Source organism: Rhizobium sp. K102 (assembly GCF_022385315.1).
GTDB lineage: Bacteria > Pseudomonadota > Alphaproteobacteria > Rhizobiales > Rhizobiaceae > Rhizobium > Rhizobium croatiense.
Genome location: NZ_CP092437.1, coordinates 571,098 through 590,768 on the forward strand (window position 1 = coordinate 571,098; position 19,671 = coordinate 590,768).

Annotated in this window: 17 protein-coding genes and 3 pseudogenes; 10 read left to right on the forward strand and 10 right to left on the reverse strand. The window is 60.7% G+C overall.

Going from position 1 to position 19,671, the window contains the following annotated elements; all coding sequences use genetic code 11:
- Positions 1-105: 105 nt before the first annotated feature.
- The 9 genes and pseudogenes from repB to MHI61_RS30280 all read right to left on the reverse strand — a co-directional run bounded on the left by repB (position 106) and on the right by MHI61_RS30280 (position 9,025).
- Positions 106-1,107: a plasmid partitioning protein RepB gene (repB, locus tag MHI61_RS30240; protein WP_239793122.1), complete on the reverse strand. Its 1,002-nt coding sequence runs from the start codon at positions 1,105-1,107 to the stop codon at positions 106-108.
- Between the two features lie 2 nt (positions 1,108-1,109).
- Positions 1,110-2,318: a plasmid partitioning protein RepA gene (gene repA, locus MHI61_RS30245; protein ID WP_239793413.1), complete on the reverse strand. Its 1,209-nt coding sequence runs from the start codon at positions 2,316-2,318 to the stop codon at positions 1,110-1,112.
- Positions 2,319-2,580: 262 nt separating this feature from the next.
- Positions 2,581-3,893 (reverse strand): annotated as a pseudogene (locus tag MHI61_RS30250) (hypothetical protein).
- A 117-nt stretch (positions 3,894-4,010) separates the two neighbouring features.
- Positions 4,011-4,415: a type II toxin-antitoxin system VapC family toxin gene (locus tag MHI61_RS30255; RefSeq protein WP_239793123.1), complete on the reverse strand. Its 405-nt coding sequence runs from the start codon at positions 4,413-4,415 to the stop codon at positions 4,011-4,013.
- The gene (locus tag MHI61_RS30260; RefSeq protein WP_239793124.1) at positions 4,412-4,645 is read right to left on the reverse strand and encodes an AbrB/MazE/SpoVT family DNA-binding domain-containing protein; all 234 of its coding nucleotides are present in this window, start codon (positions 4,643-4,645) and stop codon (positions 4,412-4,414) included. Before MHI61_RS30260 ends, MHI61_RS30255 begins: the two co-directional genes overlap by 4 nt.
- 71 nt (positions 4,646-4,716) lie before the next feature.
- Positions 4,717-4,923 (reverse strand): annotated as a pseudogene (locus tag MHI61_RS30265) (LysR family transcriptional regulator); the annotation flags it as partial.
- A gap of 243 nt (positions 4,924-5,166) precedes the next feature.
- Entirely contained in the window at positions 5,167-6,162 is a 996-nt protein-coding gene (locus MHI61_RS30270) for a HupE/UreJ family protein (RefSeq protein WP_239793125.1), read from the reverse strand.
- Entirely contained in the window at positions 6,159-7,025 is an 867-nt protein-coding gene (locus tag MHI61_RS30275; protein WP_239793126.1) for a peptidylprolyl isomerase, read from the reverse strand. The genes MHI61_RS30270 and MHI61_RS30275 overlap by 4 nt, the downstream gene beginning before the upstream one ends.
- Before the next feature lie 59 nt (positions 7,026-7,084).
- The gene (locus tag MHI61_RS30280) at positions 7,085-9,025 is read right to left on the reverse strand and encodes a DUF3604 domain-containing protein (RefSeq protein WP_239793127.1); all 1,941 of its coding nucleotides are present in this window, start codon (positions 9,023-9,025) and stop codon (positions 7,085-7,087) included.
- Positions 9,026-9,386: 361 nt separating this feature from the next.
- Here MHI61_RS30280 and MHI61_RS30285 point away from each other — a divergent pair, with 361 nt between their 5' ends.
- From MHI61_RS30285 to MHI61_RS30295, 3 genes are all read left to right on the forward strand, one after another.
- Positions 9,387-10,178: a hypothetical protein gene (locus MHI61_RS30285; RefSeq protein WP_239793128.1), complete on the forward strand. Its 792-nt coding sequence runs from the start codon at positions 9,387-9,389 to the stop codon at positions 10,176-10,178.
- 253 nt (positions 10,179-10,431) lie between these two features.
- The gene (locus MHI61_RS30290; protein WP_239793129.1) at positions 10,432-11,178 is read left to right on the forward strand and encodes a DUF2092 domain-containing protein; all 747 of its coding nucleotides are present in this window, start codon (positions 10,432-10,434) and stop codon (positions 11,176-11,178) included.
- Between the two features lie 41 nt (positions 11,179-11,219).
- Positions 11,220-11,441, forward strand: coding sequence for a hypothetical protein (locus MHI61_RS30295; protein WP_239793414.1), 222 nt, complete (start codon positions 11,220-11,222; stop codon positions 11,439-11,441).
- Between the two features lie 173 nt (positions 11,442-11,614).
- On the opposite strand, the pseudogene MHI61_RS30300 reads toward MHI61_RS30295, so the two are convergent.
- Positions 11,615-11,913: pseudogene (locus MHI61_RS30300) on the reverse strand (LysR family transcriptional regulator); the annotation flags it as partial.
- A gap of 334 nt (positions 11,914-12,247) precedes the next feature.
- Between MHI61_RS30300 and MHI61_RS30305 the strand changes: the two are divergent.
- The 7 genes from MHI61_RS30305 (at position 12,248) to MHI61_RS30335 (ending at position 19,618) form a co-directional block, all read left to right on the forward strand.
- Entirely contained in the window at positions 12,248-15,886 is a 3,639-nt protein-coding gene (locus MHI61_RS30305) for a PAS domain-containing protein (RefSeq protein WP_239793130.1), read from the forward strand.
- Complete coding sequence (locus MHI61_RS30310; protein ID WP_239793131.1) at positions 15,883-16,563, forward strand: response regulator; 681 nt, start codon at positions 15,883-15,885, stop codon at positions 16,561-16,563. Before MHI61_RS30305 ends, MHI61_RS30310 begins: the two co-directional genes overlap by 4 nt.
- Positions 16,526-16,903 carry a response regulator gene (locus MHI61_RS30315; RefSeq protein ID WP_239793132.1) on the forward strand — a complete coding sequence of 126 codons (378 nt, stop codon included), beginning with the start codon at positions 16,526-16,528 and terminating at the stop codon, positions 16,901-16,903. The genes MHI61_RS30310 and MHI61_RS30315 overlap by 38 nt, the downstream gene beginning before the upstream one ends.
- A gap of 1 nt (position 16,904) precedes the next feature.
- A complete protein-coding gene (locus MHI61_RS30320; protein WP_183843400.1) occupies positions 16,905-17,597 on the forward strand; it encodes a response regulator transcription factor in 693 nt (230 codons plus the stop codon).
- A 256-nt stretch (positions 17,598-17,853) separates the two neighbouring features.
- The gene (locus MHI61_RS30325; RefSeq protein WP_239793415.1) at positions 17,854-18,162 is read left to right on the forward strand and encodes a metalloregulator ArsR/SmtB family transcription factor; all 309 of its coding nucleotides are present in this window, start codon (positions 17,854-17,856) and stop codon (positions 18,160-18,162) included.
- A gap of 133 nt (positions 18,163-18,295) precedes the next feature.
- The gene (locus MHI61_RS30330) at positions 18,296-18,961 is read left to right on the forward strand and encodes a nitroreductase (protein ID WP_097580913.1); all 666 of its coding nucleotides are present in this window, start codon (positions 18,296-18,298) and stop codon (positions 18,959-18,961) included.
- 84 nt (positions 18,962-19,045) lie between these two features.
- Positions 19,046-19,618 (forward strand): NADPH-dependent FMN reductase, encoded by a 573-nt coding sequence (locus MHI61_RS30335; RefSeq protein ID WP_097607707.1) that lies wholly within the window; start codon positions 19,046-19,048, stop codon positions 19,616-19,618.
- Positions 19,619-19,671 lie beyond the last annotated feature (53 nt).

Consider the following 19,671-nt stretch of genomic DNA (forward strand, 5'->3'; position numbering starts at 1 on the left):
CCTAAGACGCTTGACTGTGATTCGTGGAAATGCGATTCTCAATGTGCTTAAGATCTGAGAAGGGCTTCCACGACGGCGTCGTTGGGGGCCTTTTTCTTTTGCGCGCTACGCTCCTCTGTGCTTTTTGAACTCCAGGAACAGGCCCTGCAGCCTTTCCTGGACGAATTGATCGAAGCCGGGCGCGGTCTTGCCGTCGAAGACGAAAGTGGCGCCGGATGCTGTCTTCTTGATCATCACAGGCACGCCGCTGACTTCGGATTTGGCCGCCGCCGGCTTCGGCGCCGGCGTCTTCTTCGTCGCCAAAGCGAACGCCCGGTGAAACCGCTCGTCGCTCGACATCTTGCGGGCGTCGTCCGCGGACAACTCGGCGATGATCTTGCCGATATCGGCGCCTTCGAGCCGCTCTCCGAACTCCAGCCACCGCCGGCGACCGATATCGGGCGCAGCGCCAATGGCGTTGATCAGCTCCAAGGGCACCTGCCGCATGACGATCAGCATTCTCGACAGCGCCGCCTTATCCACGCTGAGAGCGGCCATGATGGTGTCGCGCCCGAAGCCGCGTTCCTCGAGCCGCCACGCGAAGAGCGCGCGCTCGATATAGGAAAGATTGGTCCGGGCGCTGTTTTCCTGTCCCTGGCTGACAACCAGCTGGCCGTCGGTGAGATCGCGAACGACCGCGCGCACGCGGATGCCGATCTCTCTGGTGGCTGCCAGACGGCGATGGCCGTAGGCAACCTGATAGCGTCCCTTTGTCTCCGGATGCGGACGCACCAGGATCGGAACCTGCTGCCCATGTTCGCGGATCTGCTCGACAAGCTCAGCCAGTTCGGCCGCGTCGATCGCCAGGCGGTCGCTGACGAAGGACGCGTCGATGACGCCGGGATCAAGCTCGACGATCATCTGGCCCGCCGCAAGCTGCCGTTCCAGCTCGCTCGCCCGTTCCATTTTCTCGGTGATGTTGCCGAGCGTCTTGGTAATGCCGCCGACCGGCCCGCCGACACGCTCCTGCGGCACGAAGCCGGCGATCGGACGATTGTCGCGTGGCGCGACCGCTTCCACCCTTGCCGGGCTCGGAGCGGAGATTTCGATGAGATTCTTGCGCGCCATTTCTATCTCCTTCCCCAAGTGGAGCGAATATGCGCTTCGATCTCACCATTCACGAGGTTCAGCGACTCCAGCGCCCGGTCATAGGTTCCGCGCGTGAATTGCGACCGCTCGACCTCATACAGGGTCTGCTTGGTGACGCCGGCGTCGGCGACGGCCGTCGACTTCACCATGGCGTTATGGAGCATGCGATTGCCGAAGATCGCTCGCATGAAGCCGGTCATCTGGCTCTGCGGTCCGTCATTCGGCTCGAACCGCGTCACCAGATAGCGCATCCAGTCGTAGCTGGTGCGCCCGCCGGCCTTCTCGACGACCGACATCAGCTCGCTCGTCATCGTCAGGAACTGCGACATCGACATGACGTCGAGCATCTGCGGGTGGACCGTGATCAAAACGGAAGTTGCGGCGCAGAGCGCCGACATCGTCAGGAATCCCAGCTGCGGCGGGCAGTCGATGACGACAACATCATAAAGGCTTTCTATCTCCGTCAACACCTCGCCGATACGGGCAAAGAACATCGTCTCCGCCGTCCCCGACGCCATCGCCTTCGGCGTCTCGTGCTCGAATTCCATCAATTCGAGATTTCCCGGAATGAGATGCAGATTGGGCGTGTAGGTGGCGCGCACGATATCCGCGATCGGGCGTGGTGCCTCGTATCGGATCGCCCCGTAAATCGTCTCGCCTTCGCCGACGTCGAACTCCGGCTGATGGCCGAAAAGGGCAGATAAGGACGCCTGCGGATCGAGGTCGACGGCAAGCACGCGATAGCCGCGGAGAGCCATGAACTGCGCCAGATGTGCCGCCGTGGTGGTCTTGCCCGAGCCGCCCTTGAAATTCATGACGGAGACGATCTGGAGCTTTTCTCCAGGCCTGCGGGCCGGCACATATTTCGGCGTTCCGTTTCGTTCGTCGAGAACTCGGCGGATCCGGTCCATATCGATTGCGCTGTACAGCCGACGTCCGTTTGCGAGCGGATCGGGCCCGTGGCCATCCGCAGCGACCTGCCTGAGATAGCCTTCACCGATGCCGATGAAGGCTGCGGCTTCCGCAGGCGAGAAGGTCCTGATCGTCTTCTGGGAAAGCGGCGGAAAGATTTTCGCCTGATGCTGCTGAAGTTGATAGGACAACTCCTTCGCATCTGTTGCCAGAAGCGAAGGGAGATGCTCTTGATCGTCTTGAAGAGCAAGAACTCGGCTGCATGATCGTTTTCCCAGGTAACTGCGCAATTTTGAACGAAAGCGCTTCAGTTGCGCAGTTACTATATGCCGCGATTCGTGACCGAATTACAAATGCTTAACCAAACCACGCCTCGACGCACACCAAACGGGTTCCGGAATCTGGCAAATTCGCGGACGGATCGGCGGGTGATTCGCATCCGCGCGAGGGCTGAAGGGCAAGGCCTATGCCATCGGTTATGCACATGAAATTCATGAAATTTTTGCGAGGCCGCGGGCGGAGCGGAAAGGCCCGAGCCGACTATTGCCCGTCATCCTTCAGATAGTTGTTGCCGTTGATCACCAGAAGCCCATCCGAACCCTTGTCCGGCCCGAAAATGCTCAGGCTCTCCGTCTTACCGGTCGCGTCGGTCAGATCGAGGCGATAGCCGGAAAGCCTATAGCGGCCGCTGGAGCCGGGCCGATCGCCTGACGCGGTCACACCCGTCCGCGATCCGCCGATTTCGTTCGTCATCGAGGCTCCGGACCAGCGGCTGCGTTCGAAGGTGCCGTTGTAATGCAGCGTCAGCGTATTGCTGGAGGCAACCGATCCCGACGAGGTCGCAGTCATCCCGCTCGAAGCGAAGTTGTAGACCCATTCGCCGTCGAGCGTGGCGCCATCCTCGAACGGCGGCACCGCACGATACTCGTCTTCGTCGATCACCAGGTCGTCGCCTTTTTTGAAAATGGCTTCGTCTCGATCTCGATCGTGCCGTAGGCAGAGGTGACGCTGCGCGTTTCGATCGATCCGGCGGAGGAGAAGAAGCCACCGCCGGTGAGCTTATAAAGGCCGCAGTCGGAGGGGTTTTCCCTGCAGTGCTCGGTCATGCTGCGGCCGCCCTTCGGCAGTTCCGTGCTGAACAGGCCCTTCGGATCGAACATGGTGATCTCGCTATCGGAATAGAAATCCACGCCGCCGAAGAGATTCGGGCGAACACCGGTATCGAGATGGGTGAAAACGCCACCGAGCCCGCCGTCGTCGCTCGCGGGAACGAGATCGAAATCCTTGTCCGAAGGATCAAGCTTCACCGAACGCACGAGGGCCTCGAACTCGGCCTCGGCGCTTTGGCTTCTGTCGCCTTTGAGGTTCAAGAGCACGAGCTGCAGATAGGCCTGCCGCTCGTCATTGGCGATGCCGACGACGATCTGGCTGATGCTGACATTCTTCTGCTGAACGCAGCAGCGTTCCTCCACGCGAATATCGTGGCCGTTTATCGTGACGCCATAATACTTAATCAGGATATCTTCCTTGGCCATGTCGGGCAGTGTTGCGACAAAGGTCTTCACCCCGGCCGGAAGGGAACTGCGCCCTCCCGCAAGCGGCTTGGATATCTGGATCAGAGCGCTGCCGCGCTTGTCATCCCCGGTTTCGGCAAAATCCTTCTGCAGCATGAAAAGATCGCCCTTGCCGGCCATCCTCCAGCCGGAAGCATCATCGGGCAGCGTCACCGTCAGCCCGCCAATATCGGCGGGTGCGGCAAACGCCTGCGGCCAGGATAGAAGGCAGAAGGGGACAACAACGAGTTCCAAGACCGATTTGATCCCGCCAATCCGCTCGATGTCCCTATTGCCCATGCGCCCCTCCCCTGCCGTTTCGGCCACCGCCGGCGGGATTTGGAGCTGGACCGGAGCTTATCAACCCTGGGCTTCATGAAGATTTGTTGAATGTGCCGCACGCCGCAAAGCGCCGGCTTAAAAATCGGGCGATATCAATTTCAGCGAGGGGAAATAAGTGCGGTAGCGCCTGACATCCCGCGCCAAGAGCGGCAGTTGCTGCACGGCTGCGTGAGCGCCGATGAAGAAATCGGGCAGCAAACCGGTGCGTGATCCGCCTGCCTGGCGATATTGCGTGAAGACTTTACCGGCAAGGAACAGGGCGGCTTTCGGCATCGGCGCCATCTCGAGACCGGCTTCCTCGATAAAAGCTTCCAAAGCTTCGATCCTGTCGTATCGCACCGCAAGTTCGGCATAGATGACGTCGTTGACCAGCAAGGGGCCTTCTATGCCCGCCGTCTCGAGCTGGGCTATCGACCAGTCTGCCCATTCCGGGTCGTCCGTCACGAGATCCAGAAGAACATTGGTATCGATAAGCGTCACGGTTCGCCGCGCGTCAAAGCCATGATGGCATCTGTATCGAGGCCCTTTCCGGCATGGCCGCGCAGCCTCTCGAAGCGGCTGGCGGGGCGTTTCTTGTCGGCGCGCACGAGAACCACGCTGCCATCGGCAGCGCGATGAAAATCGACCTTGCTGCCGGGTACGATGCCGAGCATGTCCCGGACCGGCTTCGGAATGGTTACCTGCCCCTTCGCAGTAACAGTCGTGGCCATTCTGGCACCTTTGTAATACTCTCTTTTCGAAGGGTATTACCTCGCGCTGCAAATTTCAAGCCGGCCGTAGGCGCCATCGATTGGAAGAGCCAGTCGGCGAGGGTCTGGCTCGCCGTGCGGGCGCCAGCACCGGGAAGCAGTACATCGCCGGTCAATTCGACGTCGAAATAGCAAACAGATGCATCGGTCGTCACCATCCGTTGGTCTTCGTTTGCGGCGAGATATATCCGCGCGATTTCGTCGATGCCGAACTGTTCCGGGCCGCCGATCTCGACAATATGGGGTCAGAACAAGAACTGCTCGAAATCGTACGCTAAGGTCGAACGAAACATAAACATAAACTTCATGGTCGGGAGGCGCGAAATCCTATAAGCGATTTGGACGCGGACAATATCGCTTCAGCTGAGAAGCCTCCACTTCGCGCTAGATAGCGGACCTCCGGTGCTTGCTCGCCCAAGCGCTGTTGTCGATGCGTTGCAGCCATCTGGAATTGTTGAGCTACGGCGCAAGATTCGCGCTGCTCACGCCGCCAACCCGGCGATCCGCGAAACCAGCCACAGCATCGCGGCGGTCCCGATCACGTAGGCGCCGAACTGACGCGCCGGTGCGGGCGGTATCGTGCTCAGCGCGCCTGCTGCCCGAAGCACGACCAGCGCCGCGGCGACGAAGATCAGCTGTCCTGCCTCGACACCCAGGTTGAATGTCAGGAGGCTCATCGGCACATCGGATTGCGGCAAGCCGATTTCCATCAGGGCGCCGGCGAAACCGAAGCCGTGCAGCAGCCCGAACGCGAAGGCCACGACCCAGGGGTAGCTCTCGGAGAGCCGCCTTTCGCCCCGCTTCATCTTGATCAGTTCGCTTGCGACGAATGCGATGCTGAGGGCGATCGTCGCTTCCACCGGTTTCTGCGGCAAACTGAAATATCCGAGCGACGCTCCAGCCAGCGTGATGCTGTGCGCGATCGTAAAGGCCGTGATCGTCTTGACCAGCATCCAGCGGTCTCGAATGAGTAGCATGAGCGCAAGCACGAAGAGCAGATGATCGAGACCCGAGAGTATATGGTCGACGCCCAGCAGGAAATAGGTCTGGGCGAACTCGAGGCTGGTCTGCGCGCCGGCTGCGGTGAAGGAGGGCGCGTCCGGCATGAGGCGCACGACCTCCGTGTCGCCGTTCTCGTATTCGATGCGGACAAGCGCTTCGGTCATGGTCGACTTGAGGCCGTTGATGCCGATCTCGCCGCCCCTCAATCCCCCTGCACAGACGACGGTCCTTCGCTCCAGATAAGCTCCGTCCACGATCGACCTCGCCGGTTCGGCTTTCTCGATGCACCGCTTCGGCAGACTTGCATAAAGCGCGAGACGCATGTCGCCTTGCGCCGGCACCTTCCAGACGACGACGAACTCGTCCGGAGCGGTTTCGCGCATGTCGAGATAGGCCGGCCTGATCTCATGGGCCATGCCGGACGTTGCCAGGAGCACGGGGATGACCACGGCCAGCAGGGCGCCAAGCCGCGTCATGGGCCTGTTTCCGCACCAGCCGGGCTTTCGATTCTTACCACATAGCGCTTGAGCAGTTCGGCGAATCGCTGGTCTTCAAGGTCCCTGCGCTTGGCGTTCGTCCACTCTCGCGCAACGGCGTCGCGAACCTCGTCGAGCGTCGGCACTCGGCCGGGCACACGCTCCGTCACGCGGACCAGATGCAGCCCGAAGCCGGAATTGACGGGACCCGTCCACTGGCCCAGCGGGGCCTTGTCGAGTTCTTCCACGAATTCGGCGCCGAAGGTTTGGACGATCGATGTCTTGCCCGAAAGCGGCAGGTCGGGCGGAAGCAGCGTGGGGTCGCCAAGAAGGGCGCGATCCGTGGCCGGGTTGGTCAGCAGCACTTCGAGGACGGACGCCGCCTCCTGTGCGATCGTGTCGCCGCGCCGCTGAAGGTTGAGGAACACCTGCTGGAAGGCCAGCATCGGATCGATCTCGAACGTGGCAGCATTGGCTTTCAGATAGGCGGCGAGTTCCGCATCGGTCGCTGTCAGAGATTCGGCGTCGGTCGCATTCAGAAATTCCATCTTCTGGCGCAAGCGGCGGCGAACCACTGTGTCGTCCCTGTCGAGCCCGAGCTCCAGCGCCTGGCGTACCAGAATTTCTTCCTTCACATGGTCGTCGATCAGGCCCTTCAGTTCCTCGGCTGTCGGCGGACGCTGCCAGGTCTTTGCGAACACGGTCGCCATCTGCTCGATCTTCGGCGCCGTGACGACGATGCTGTCCGGCTTGTCGTCCGTATCGGCGCCCAAGAGCCCGTAACCCGCAAAGATCAGCAGCGCGAGCAGCAGGAAGTGGACCAGCGGCTCCCTCAGCAGGCGTTTCAAGAAGATCGTGCTCACGCGTTCGCCGGATGCCGGACCCGACCGTCCGGCTCCCGGTTCAACCGCCGGCATCGCGATCACGGCGTGTACCAGATCGGCGAGGTATAGGCGCGTTCGACGACGGTCATCCGCGTGCCCTCCAGCGGCTTTGTCCCGAACCGTTTGGCGTCATAGGCGGTCCACCGCGGCGTCGGTATCTCGATGACGCGTCCGTAGTAGAAGGCCTTCTGTTTCGGATCGAAGCTCGGATCCTTCCAGACCGCGATCAGTTCCGGCGCACCGATGGTGTTGGTCCAGGTCGCGTTCTCGATGTCGACGGTGCTGCCGACTGATGGCACCTTGCCGTCGGCGCCCGGCTTGCGGTCCCCGCCCCAGGCGACGTCGTACACCTGCTCATGCGTCTCGCCCTTGTCGTCGAGCCAGCCCTTGACGATCTGGTAGCGGTCGAGGTTGGCCCCGATTGGGTCTCGCAGCGCGGCGACGAGGAACGACGGTGCCTTGCCTTCCGGCGCTGCCGTCAGGTCACCGCCCATGGGAACGCCCTTGCCGTAGCCGATCGCGCCGGGATTGCGGGTCTCGGCATCGGCCAGCTCGAAATCCCAGCCGCCGAAGAAGCGCACGGCCATGCGCGGCCCGGTGGTTGCATAGGTCTCCTTGCGCTGCATGGCGTCCCAGATCGACTCGCGGGTGTTCTCCGTCGCCCACACGGCGGCGAAGCCCGACGCGCCGACCTCCCAGTCCATCACCGTGATGCCGGTCTTGGCGTCCTTGACGAACGTTGCCGTCAGGCGTTCCGGGCTCGGCTCCTGCGGCGTGGTCTTTCCGAAGAAGTTTTCCTCTTCCATAGCCGCAAGGCCCGTATGCGCGTCGGAACTGCCGACCAGCCCGAACTTGTAGGGGTTCGTGCCGAGTTCGGCTTCGAGCTTGAGGCCGTTCTTCAGCGCGGACCGTGTATATTCGAACTCGAGCATGTCAGGCGTCTTCGGCACGCTGGCATCGAGATTACCGAAATCCCAGGTCTCGAAATCCGCGAACTCGTCATTGGGCGACAGGACCGGGTGAGCCTCTCCGTCGCCCTTCGTCTGGGTTGTCTCGTAGAGGCGTTCCCACCTGGAGCGCTGCTCGACATATTCCGTGTCGACCGGCTTGCCGGTGAAGGATTCGATCAGCGGGAACATCTGGCCGTTGGACAGATTGCCGTTGTGCGCAATCGCCAGCACGCTGCCGCCGGTCTTGTCCTCATAGGCCTGCATCCACTTCCATAGGTTGCGCGGATTGTCGCTGCCCAAGGGCTTAAGCGTCGTATAGGGCACGACCTGATCGGCCTTGTCGGCATTGTCGCGGAAGACGACATTGCGATGCAGATTGTTGCCTGCCGTGTTCGAAGTCCACTCGTAGCCGATGAAGGCCGTGAACCGCCCCGGATCATTATATTCCTCGGCGGCCTTTATCGTGTCCTGCCACGCGTTTTTGTAGGGACGCGTATCCGGCCCGTAGATCATGCTCTTGGGCAGCGTTCCCTTGCCAAAGCTGAAGATGATTTCGAGCGCCGCCGTGGCGCCCTGACCCGACTTGATCATGTCGTACCAGGTCTTGGCCTGCGGATCGGCGAGGACATCCGGCTTGCCGGCGAACAGGTCCGGGAACATGCCCATGTTGTCGGAGTGGTCGGCCACCACCAGAAAGTCGAGCGGACGTGACAGCTTGGCAGGCTGACCGCTCGACGCCGTGATTTCCTCGCCGCGGGCGAAGCGGTAAGCGTCGCGAGGCGTCAACCGTGCTCCGAAAGCGCCGGCATCGAACGAGGCCCCGGTGTGGAGATGTGTGTCGCCGAACAGCGGCCGGGCCGGAAAATTGCGCCCCGCATAGGGCGAGTAGACAGGTTTGCTGGAAAATGCCTTTCCGGCCTTCGCGCTGTCCAGAGTGCCGATATCGGTGGCCTCCTGAGCCGCAGCCAGCAAGACAGCGCCCAGACTTACGAACCCCGCAATTATCAACTTCGCAGCTGACTTTTTCATCGCTTTCCCCCTTTGCAGCAGTCATACTTAAACCGTCCGGGCCGGTTATTTGTTGATTTGCATCAATGAGCGTCTTGTGACTGCCGGCCATGGTGTGACAACCACCTAATATGCCGGTTTGCCGGGGCTCATTGTAGTATCGTCGGGATTAGTCCGTCTCCCGGGCATTCGGTTGTTCGTGAAAATCTTACTGGCGTGACATTCGCAGTCCAGATAGAGTGCAATGATCGCATTTGCATCGTAGCAAATAAGGAACAGCATGAGAAACTTTTAGTTAGAAAATGAATGTACTCAGCCATGATCAAGCCTGGGCGCGGTTGAGAGCTGGCAAAAAATGCTTAGAGTTACTGGAGGGGAAGAGATGAAACTTGGATCTGCGCGTACTCTGACGTTCATTGGGAGTCTTCTATTTGCCGGTGGTGTCGTGGCTAGTGACATTTATTCACCGATGACGCCGTCAGCTCAGCAAGCCGAAACCGACGAAGGGTGGACGTTCGCATTAGCCCCCTATTTCTGGGCGGCGGGACTTTCCGGCGACGTCGCGCAATTTGGACTACCGACAGTCGAAGTTGACTCGAGTTTCAGCGATATCCTTGACCATCTCGACTTCGGGGCCATGGCGATCGGCGAGGCCCGGTACGACCGTTACAGCATCTTCGGCGATGTCATGTATTCCAAGATATCGGGCTCCGCCGGCACGCCCAGAGGGATCGTGGCCTCCAGCGTCGAGGTCACATCGGAAACGTTTGCCGGTTTGCTCGGCGTTGGCTACTCGATCATCGACGACAACTCCGCGCGCCTTGATGTCGTCGGCGGGGTAAGGGTGTGGTCTGTCGACACCGATCTCTCGTTCAGCGGCGGCATTCTTGATGGCGTGTCGCGAAACGACGGCGCGACATGGGTGGATGCGATGGCCGGATTTCGTGGAAACTACGCGATCACGCCCGAGATCTATCTGACCGGTTGGGGGCTTATCGGCGCCGGCCAAGCCGACCTCGATTGGGACGTCGCCGCCGCGATCGGTTACCGTTTCAGCGACACCATTTCGGCGGTCGTCGGCTACCGGGCCTTGGGTGTCGACTACAGTAAGGACGGCTTCGTGTTCGACGTGGTGCAACAAGGCCCGATTCTCGGAATGGTGATACGCTTTTAACCCGATCAACGCTCAGCCAGGCTTCGGTTGTACAGCCTGACTGAGCGAGCCGTTTTGACGCCTAACTGCGCCCAATGGGAACGAGGCAACTGCGAACAGACGCACCGAAGATCGGCGACAAGTACTACGAGACGAACACCACGAGAAGAAACGCGAAATCCGCAATGGAACCGCACACTCGGCAAAACTTATACGATGTTACGGGCCACACCCCGCCAATTCTGCTAACATATGCAATCCGAGGGAGGAAAACATGAAAATTGGACATCGCTGCGCCGTGGGGATACTCGCCTTGGCAACCTTTGCGCCGATTGCGCATGCGGAGGATGATGCGCGCGCCATTCTCAAATCCATGTCGGATTACTTGGCCAAACAGCAGACCTTCTCCGCAACCTTCAACACCGATATTGAAGTTGTGACACCCGATCTGCAGAAGATTCAGTTCGCGAGCTCAGGTCAGGTTGCCGTCAGTCGCCCGAACAAGCTGCATGCGGCCCGCACAGGCGGGTTCGCCGATATCGAAATGATTTTCGACGGCAAGCAGGTGACCATTCATTCGAAGGACGCCAAATCATTCGCCCAGATCGACGCTCCTGGGACGATTGATGAACTCGTTGTAAAGCTTGAATCGGATGGGCATGCGTTGCCTGGTGCTGACCTGCTGCTGTCGAACGTCTATGATGCGCTCAATGCCGGCGTTGTCGATGCCAAGCATATCGGCACAGGCGTGATTGGTGGCGTGGAGTGCGAGCACCTGGCCTTTCGCAACGCGGATACGGACTGGCAGTTGTGGGTGCGCACAGGGGCGGAACCGCTTCCCTGCAAATACGTGATCACCTCCAAGGCCGTGGCCGCCGCGCCGCAATATACACTGATCATAAATTCCTGGAGCGGAGAGGTGAAGGATGATTTCTCCTTCGCACCGCCGAGCAACAGCAAGCGGGTAGATGCGAAAGCGATGCCCCACATCGACGACATTCCAGAAGGAGCCAGCGAATGACCCGCCGCAAAAAACTTACCGCTTTGGCAGGTATTGCCACGATGCTCCTGGTGGGCGACGTCCCTACCGGCGGAATTGGTTCGTTCATTTCTGAAGCCCAGGCTCGCGTCGGCCGTCCGCTAACGCCAGTGAGCTACGCGGGAGTTGCACGCCGGACGACGCGCCGGGCCGTTGCTGCGGGAGCGGCAGCCGGCACGGTCTATGCTCCGGGCTGCGTTCAGGTTGTCGATGCCTACGGGCGGGTCTATTACCGGTGTCCATGAAGAGCCCGTGGCGCTGGAGAACAAGAACTGCCCGTGCGCCAAGGGACGATGAACCTTCACGCGGCTTGTCGCAAATTCCCCGACAAGCGGAGCGGCCGGAAGCCGTCCGGTAAAGCCGGCGCGGTGTGTCCCAAGTGGAGATGCGCGTGAGGTTAATGTGTTCCCTTTCGATAAGGCGTGCCGACGACGGAGAGCGCGAGATAGTGCCTGACGTTGGCTCCGGCCGCAGCGGCGAGCAGGTCTTCGTCGACGTCCTGAAGAAATCGAACGCCGAACTGTCGCCGAATGACGCGGCATTGGTGACATCGATGACGATTTCGTTTCCCGCCATCGCCGCTTCGAGGCCCCTGCCCGTCACCGTATCGACGCCAAGAGACAAGGATGTGGCCCTGACATCGTGGCCTGCCCGGCGCACCTTCGCCGTGAGTTGCGTTCCGACAACGCCGCTTGCTCCCGCCACCATGATCTTCATATCGACACCCTCTCTATCTCTGCCCAATGCCCGCGGTTCGACAATGACCGTAAAGTTAGAGACCTTCCATCGTGCCTGAGGTCCTGCATCCTAGCCCCATGGGCATAGGGGAGCCAGCCTCCGGTATAGGGTGCGCCATCGGATAAGGCGGCCCCTGCATCCCTCTTCACTCCGAAATCCGGCTACATCCCGCGCAATGCATGGGTTTCCATGAGTTGCGGTTGTGGTGAGGCAGGATTACGGTTCGAACATGAACTCGCCGGCCCCAAAATCAAAAACAACCATCGCAAATGCTGACGACCCCCCGGTTATTTCCGTCCGGCAGGAGCAGCTGATGATGAGCGTCTGGTCGCACCGTCCCAAGCTTTTGCATCTGGGCTTCTTTGTTGCAGCTTATGTGCTTGCCTGCGGCTTTGCTCAATCTCTTGCGATCGTGCCTGGAACCGGCATTTCCATCTGGCCGGCGAGCGGACTTTTCATCGCGACGCTTATTCTCAGCTCCGGCTACAGCTGGCCGTGGTGGGTGGCGGGCGGCTGCCTGGCAGAGATGTTCAGCAATGTCCTCTGGTTTCACAGCCCACCAGTCGCCGCCTTTCTGATCTATGTCGGCAATGCCCTGGAAGCGCTGGTGGGAGCCTGGCTCGTGAACCGCGTCCTGACACGGCCGGTGCGACTGGAAAGCCTGCAGGAAGTCCTTGCTTTCGTCGCGCTGGGCGCCGGGGTTGCGCCGATCGTCAGCGCGACTGTGGGAAGTGCTACGCTTGCCTGGTTCAGCATCCTGTCACAATCCTTCGCGACGGCATGGCCTCTGTGGTGGATCGGCGATGCTACCGGCGTCCTCATTGTGGCGCCGCTGGCGCTGGTCGTGCTCCACAACTGGCAGGGCAGACCGCAGCTTTCGACCACACAGTGGATGGAAGCCTGCGTTCTCGGCCTGATATTTCTAGCCATTGCCGCTCTTTCGCTGAGCGGCTACCTGCCCTTCGCCTATATCATCATGCCGCCGCTTCTGTGGGCCGCGGTCCGCTTCGAGTTCAAGGGCGCGGCGGTGTCACTCGTGCTGCTGGCGCTGATAACGGCAATCTTCACGATAACGGGCGCCAGCCAATTCGCCGGGGATCCGGAGGCCCAGAAACACAAGCAGATCATGCTGCAGCTTTTTCTGGCCATCTCGGCGCTTTCGGCGCTCATTGTCGCCGCCATATCCCGCCAGCATCAACTGGCAGCGCTTTCGCTGCGCCAAAGTGTGGAGGCATTGCGCGAAAGGGAACGGGAGCTCTCGCAGCTCGTCGACATGGTGCCGAGCCACGTCTGGCGTCTGACGCCCGAGGGCGAACCGACCTTCTTTAACAAACGCATGGTCGATTTCCTCGGCCTTGAGGTTGGGGATTCCGACAAACCCGATATGAGGCGGCTGGAAGCGCTCGTTCAGGCTATCGTTCATCCCGATGACGCGGCCGAATTCAGCACAGCGCTCAGCCATTGCCTCGTCACCGGCGAGATCTTCGCCATGCGCTATCGGCTGCGCCGCGCCGACGGCGTTTATCGATGGATGTCGAGCCGAGCCGAACCGTTAAGGGATCAGACGGGCAGTATCCTCCAGTGGTACGGGCTTTGCCATGACATTGACGATCAGGTTCGCGCCGAAGAGGCGCTCAGACACAGCGAAAGGCAGCTTCAGCAGATGATCGATGCCGTTCCGGTCCGCGTGTGGAGCGTGGAGCCTACGGGCGGCTCGATCTACTTCAACAAGCGGTACCAAGACCATTTTCGCGCCGTCATTGCCGATTTCGAGGCTATCGACGAGCCGAGCATCGAAGATTTGCTGCAGCGGCTGATCCATCCCGAGGATGCACCCAAGGTTCAGCATAGTCTGCGGAACTGCTTCGAAACCGGCAGTGGCACTGTGATGCGGTTTCGCTGGCGCGAGCAGGACGGCGTCTATCGCTGGGCCGAATGCAGGGTGGAGCCGCGGCGCGATGATGACGGAAAGGTCGTGCAGTGGTACGGGGTTTCTCTCGACGTCGACGAAGAGGTCCGTGCGCTGGAGGGCTTGCGTGACCGCGAGCGCGAGCTCTCGCAGCTCGTGGACATGGTCCCGGTTCACATCGCCCGCATGGCGCCCAACGGCGAGCCGACCTTCTTCAGTAGGCGCACCCTGCATTCCATCGGGGTCGATGATGTCGCAGCCTGGGACAAGCCTGATATCAGCCGCTCGGCGGCCATCATCAGTGCGACCGTCCATCCCGAGGACGGACCCCGCATGAGAGAGGTGCTCGCTCACGCGCTTGCGACCGGCGAGCCCTACACGATACGGTATCGCCGGCGTTGGGCGGACGGAGAATATCGCTGGATGGAAGGTCGCGCAGAGCCTTTGCGGGATCAGAATGGAGCGATCTTGCAATGGTACGCGGCGGCGGTCGACATCGATGACGAGGTGCGCGCGCAACAGGCCCTGCGTGAGCGGGAACGGGAGCTGTCGCAGCTCGTCGACATCGTACCGAGCCTTCTCTGGCGCTTGAACGCGGAGGGGGAGCCGACCTTCTTCAACAAGCGGCTGATCAATTTTCTCGGTCCCGATATTGCAGACACAGGCAAGCCCGGCATGAACCGGCTAGCCGCCATCATCGAAGCCGCCATCCATCCCGACGATGCGCAAAGCCTTGCCGAGGCGCTGAGGCATTCCTTCGCCACCGGGGAGCGCTTCTCGAAACAGTATCGTCTGCGGCGCGCGGATGGCGTCTACCGCTGGGTCAGAGGCAGCGCCGAGCCGTTGAGGGACGAGAGCGGGCGGATCATTCAATGGTACGGCCTGACGCATGACATCGACGATCAGCTTCGCATCGAGGAGGAGTTGCGCGAGAGGGAACGTTCGCTCTGGCAGATCGTCGAAACATTGCCGGCAATGATCGATTGCGCGGCTCCGGATGGGGAACCGGTATACCGTAATCCTCAGCTCCGCGATTTCCTCGGTTATAAGCTGGAAGAACTGGACGGCAAGGGAAAGACCCGGTTGGACGGCACGCTCGACGCCGGCGTTCATCCCGACGACGTGGCGAGCGTCAAACTGGACTATGCCCATTCATTGCGCACCGGCGAGCCCTATGCGCGCCGGCATCGTCTGCGGCGGTTCGATGGCGAATATCGCTGGGTCGAGACACGCGCTGCGCCGATGCGCAATGCCGAAGGCGTCATCGTCCAGTGGAATGTCATCTGCCTCGATATCGACGGCGAAGTTCGGGCGGAGGAAGATTTGCGTCAGGCGCGAGAGGGCCTTGCGCGGGCGAGCCAGGTGGCGAGCCTTGCCGAGCTTTCGGCCTCGATCGCCCACGAGGTGAACCAGCCGCTCGCCGCCGTCGTTGCAAACTCGCATGCCTGCCAGCGCTGGCTGATGGCCGATCCTCCGAATATGGAGCGAGCGCAGAGGACGGTCGAGCGCATCATCCGCGACGCCAACTCGGCGGCGGAGGTCGTCAGCCGTATCCGCGCCCTGTTCAAACAATCCGCAGACAGGAGGGTTCATACGGCGCTTTCAGGAGTCATCAGCGAGGCGCGCAACCTGATGGCGGACGAAGCGGTGCGCCGGCGCGCCCGGATCGAGGTCGCGGTCGATGGCAACCTTCCGCTCATCGCCGTCGATCGCATCCAGATCCAGCAGGTTCTGATCAATCTCATCCGCAACGGCATCGAGGCGATGGACGCCATTGCCGACGACAAGGTGATCGAGATGCGCGTGCACCATGTGGGCAATGCCATCCAGACCGAAATCAGCGATCGCGGCCGGGGGATCGAGTTTCCCGAGAAGATGTTCGAGCCGTTCTTCACGACCAAGGAACACGGCATGGGCATGGGTCTGGCCATCTGCCGCTCAATCGTCGAGCTGCATGGCGGACGATTGTGGGCAGAGAAGAACAATCCGCACGGAGCAACGTTGATCTTCACCTTGCCGATAGAAACCAAGGCGGCATCATGACGGCCGATGACCATATCGTCTTCATCGTCGATGACGATGAACGCATCCGTGAAGCGCTCGGCGAGCTGCTGGATTCGCACGGCATGCGCGCCGTTGCCTTTGAATCGGCCGGCGACTATGTGAGAGCCGACAAGCCCGATGTGCCCGCCTGCCTCATCCTCGATATCGAGCTGCCCGACATCAACGGCCTCGATCTGCAGAGGCAGATCGCCGACAGGGACCATCCGCCTATCGTCTTCATTACCGGGCATGGCGACATTCCCTCCTCCGTGCGCGCGATCAAGCATGGCGCGGTGGATTTTCTGACCAAACCGTTCAGTGACGCTGACCTCTTGAAGGCAATCCATGCGGCACTCGCCGAGGATCGAGAAAAGCGATCGGGACGCGCCGAGCTCGACATGCTGAAACGACACTATCTCGACCTGACGCCGCGCGAGCGGGAGGTGCTGCCGCTCGTGGTCAGCGGTCTTCTCAACAAGCAGGCGGCAGCCGAACTCGGGATCAGCGAAGTCACCCTGCAGATCCATCGAAGAAATGTGATGCAGAAGATGGCGGCGGCCTCGCTCGCCGATCTCGTGCGGATCGCGGAGAAACTGGAAATACCGATTACCCACTCGCGCCGGGTGGGGGGAATTGAACATGAACGAGACAAGATATGTCGTCGCAATTGTCGATGACGATCCAAGACTGCTGGAATCGATGGGCGACCTTCTGGAATCGGCCGGTTACGTGGCCCGCGGTTTCCCGTCGGCGGGCTCGCTGCTCGTCAGCGGGCTGTCGGACCTCGACCTGCTCATCACCGATATTGGAATGCCTGGCATCGACGGCTTCGAGCTTCGTGACCTGGTGAGAAAATCGCGTCCCGACTTGCCGGTGTTCCTGATCACGGGCCGCCACGAGATCGCCGATCAAGGCCGCGCTCAGGGCGGCGGCGGATTCTTCCGCAAGCCCTTCGATGCGCAGGCCCTGCTGACGGCTATCGCCAATGCTTTACGTCAATCGAGAGATGGAGGGTGACATGAGAGTTGACCAGCCGTTGCTGCGGAGATCGGCGCCGTTATCATTGCAGTGCAGATATCAGGAAGACCAGCCTCTCGTCATTATCGTCGATGACGACGCATCGGTACGCGAGGCCCTGTCCGAGCTGATCCTGTCGGCGGGTTTTCAGCCGGTCAGTTTTGCCTCGACCCGAGAATTGCTTGACGCCAACATATTGGAGAACCCCGGCTGCCTGATCCTCGATGTGCGAATGCCGGGAGCAAGCGGCCTTCACCTGCAGAGCCAACTGGCCGAAAACGGCATTTCCAAGCCGATCATTTTTCTGACCGGCCACGGCGACATTCCGATGACCGTCCAGGCAATGAAGGCGGGTGCCGTGGATTTTCTCACCAAACCGGTGCGGGATCAAACGCTGCTCGACGCGGTCACTGCGGCCATTGCGATGGATGCCGAACGACGGGCCGAAGCTGCAATCGCCAAGCGCAATGTCAAACGCCTGGAGACGTTGACACAGCGCGAGCGCGAAGTTCTGCACGAAGTGGCGCGCGGACGCCTCAACAAGCAGATCGCCTTCGATCTCGGCATCAGCGAAGTGACGGTCAAGCTGCATCGCAGCAATGTGATGCACAAGATGGAGGCCGCTTCGATCGGTGAACTGATCCGGGCCTGGGAAACGCTGCCGGCGCAAATGCGCCAGGCCGGCTCGCGTTAGCTCTGCCTAGCGCTGTCCAATGAAGACGAATACCGGCCTCACACACGATCCGCCTGTCCATTTCATGCGCGTCGTATCCGATTCGCGTTGAAAAAGACGACGCGGAGCCGGCAATGGGTTTCGGCTTCGCACCCATGCGTTATCTCTAAATTAAAGCTCAAGGATATGGCCTCATGTCCGGCTTGTTTCCATAAGGAGATCGCGCCTGAACAATCGATCGTCAGCCACGCCTTCCCCAAAAACCAACGCCTTCGACATCGAAGCAACCTTCTTGTCGGCCATGGGGAACGCCAAACGACTCCACATTCTGCATCTGTTGACCGAGGGAGAAGTGTCGGTGACAGATCTGGCGGATGAAGTGGGATTGAGCCAATCTTCGACTTCCCAGCATCTGGCAATTCTTCGAGAACACGGACTCGTGCAGACGCGAAGGGCTGCCCAGACGATCTATTATTCCCTTCAATCCGACACGGCGAGGACGATGCTCGATACGCTCGCCGATATCTTCGGATCGCGCCGTCACTCCCCGGGAGAACGCGTCCGGGCCGGGCAGTTGACGAAATGACCATGTTGCTCTTGCCGCTCAATCCCTGATGAACGTTTGATGTACGCCTCCTAGACCAGGGTGTGGTTACGCCTCCATTACGAATGGAGATAATGAACCACATCAGCAACGGAAGGGTCAGGAGAAGGCGATCATGGACGTCTATGAGGCAGTCACAAGCCGACGGTCGGTGCGTGGATTCAAAGACAAGCCTGTGGCGAGGGAGACACTCGAGCGCGTACTGTCCGCCGCCGCTTGGTCGCCGTCAGGATCGAACATCCAGCCGTGGAACACTTACGTGATGACCGGCGCGTCGCTGGCCGAGCTCAAGACATCCGCCATCGAGCGCGTGGCCCACGGCGACCCCTGGGACAAGCGGCAGTACGAGATGTACCCGGCCGCGCTCAAGTCGCCGTACGGGGAGCGCCGGTCCGCCTTCGGCAGGGAGCGCTACAGCGCGCTCGGCATTACCCGCGAGGACTGGGAGGCGCGCCAGCGGGCAGCAATCGCCAACTGGAACTGCTTCGGCGCGCCGGCCGCCCTGTTCTGCTACATCGACCGTGACCTGGGCCCACCCCAATGGGCCGATGTCGGCATGTATCTGCAGACCGTCATGCTGCTGTTGCGCGCCGAAGGACTGCACAGTTGCCCGCAAATGGCATGGTCACAGGTTCGCGAGACGGTTGCGGAAGCCCTGTCACCGCCGGACGGGCTCATCCTCTTCTGCGGCATGTCGATCGGGTACGAGGATCCCGCAGTCAGTTTTGCCCGGACGGGCCGCGCGCCCCTCGCCGAGACGGTCACTTTCGTCGACGAGTAATGTATGCGCTCAGGGAACAAGAGACCCCTTCCATGCTTCCTGCGTATGATCGGTCCTTGATCATCCGCGATATTGGAGAACGCCATGACCACGCATAAAGTCGGTTATCTCATCGGCAGCCTCGCCAAGGGCTCGATCAATCGCAAGCTCGCCAAGGCGCTGGTGCGGCTCGCCCCGCCGGAACTTGAAATGTCGGAGATATCCTTCAAGGATCTGCCCCTCTACAGCTACGACTATGACGCCGACTACCCTCCGGCCGGCAAGGCATTCAAGGCAGCAATCGCGGCCGTCGACGCCGTGCTGTTCGTCACGCCCGAATACAATCGATCCATACCCGGCGGGCTGAAAAACGCCATCGACTGGGCAAGCCGCCCCTACGGCACCAACTCGTTCACGCGCAAGCCGTCAGCGGTCATCGGCACCTCGCCGGGCGCGATCGGCACCGCAATCGCCCAGCAGAATTTGCGCAGCGTGCTCAGTTTCTGCAACTCGCCCCAGATGAACGCCCCGGAAGCCTACATCCAGTTCACACCGGGGCTGATCACCGATGACGGCGAGGTCACGAACGAGGCCACCGCCGACTTCCTTCGCAAGTTCATGCAGGACTTCCATGTCTTCATCGCAAGGGTTCGCTCAGTGCTGCCGAAAGATGCTTAATGCATGTCACCCGCAAGGGTGCAGCGATTCCGGGACAACGACATGCATAAAAA

What these genes read in the sequence shown, in the direction of transcription:
- MHI61_RS30295 (WP_239793414.1), top strand. Translation starts at nt 11,220, where the DNA reads ATGCTCCTGGTGGGCGACGTCCCTACCGGCGGAATTGGTTCGTTCATT.
- MHI61_RS30260 (WP_239793124.1), bottom strand. Translation starts at nt 4,645, where the DNA reads ATGGCCACGACTGTTACTGCGAAGGGGCAGGTAACCATTCCGAAGCCG.
- repB (WP_239793122.1), bottom strand. Translation starts at nt 1,107, where the DNA reads ATGGCGCGCAAGAATCTCATCGAAATCTCCGCTCCGAGCCCGGCAAGG.
- MHI61_RS30320 (WP_183843400.1), top strand. Translation starts at nt 16,905, where the DNA reads ATGAGAGTTGACCAGCCGTTGCTGCGGAGATCGGCGCCGTTATCATTG.
- MHI61_RS30330 (WP_097580913.1), top strand. Translation starts at nt 18,296, where the DNA reads ATGGACGTCTATGAGGCAGTCACAAGCCGACGGTCGGTGCGTGGATTC.
- MHI61_RS30310 (WP_239793131.1), top strand. Translation starts at nt 15,883, where the DNA reads ATGACGGCCGATGACCATATCGTCTTCATCGTCGATGACGATGAACGC.
- MHI61_RS30285 (WP_239793128.1), top strand. Translation starts at nt 9,387, where the DNA reads ATGAAACTTGGATCTGCGCGTACTCTGACGTTCATTGGGAGTCTTCTA.
- MHI61_RS30290 (WP_239793129.1), top strand. Translation starts at nt 10,432, where the DNA reads ATGAAAATTGGACATCGCTGCGCCGTGGGGATACTCGCCTTGGCAACC.
- MHI61_RS30315 (WP_239793132.1), top strand. Translation starts at nt 16,526, where the DNA reads ATGAACGAGACAAGATATGTCGTCGCAATTGTCGATGACGATCCAAGA.
- MHI61_RS30305 (WP_239793130.1), top strand. Translation starts at nt 12,248, where the DNA reads ATGATGAGCGTCTGGTCGCACCGTCCCAAGCTTTTGCATCTGGGCTTC.
- MHI61_RS30270 (WP_239793125.1), bottom strand. Translation starts at nt 6,162, where the DNA reads ATGACGCGGCTTGGCGCCCTGCTGGCCGTGGTCATCCCCGTGCTCCTG.
- MHI61_RS30280 (WP_239793127.1), bottom strand. Translation starts at nt 9,025, where the DNA reads ATGAAAAAGTCAGCTGCGAAGTTGATAATTGCGGGGTTCGTAAGTCTG.
- MHI61_RS30335 (WP_097607707.1), top strand. Translation starts at nt 19,046, where the DNA reads ATGACCACGCATAAAGTCGGTTATCTCATCGGCAGCCTCGCCAAGGGC.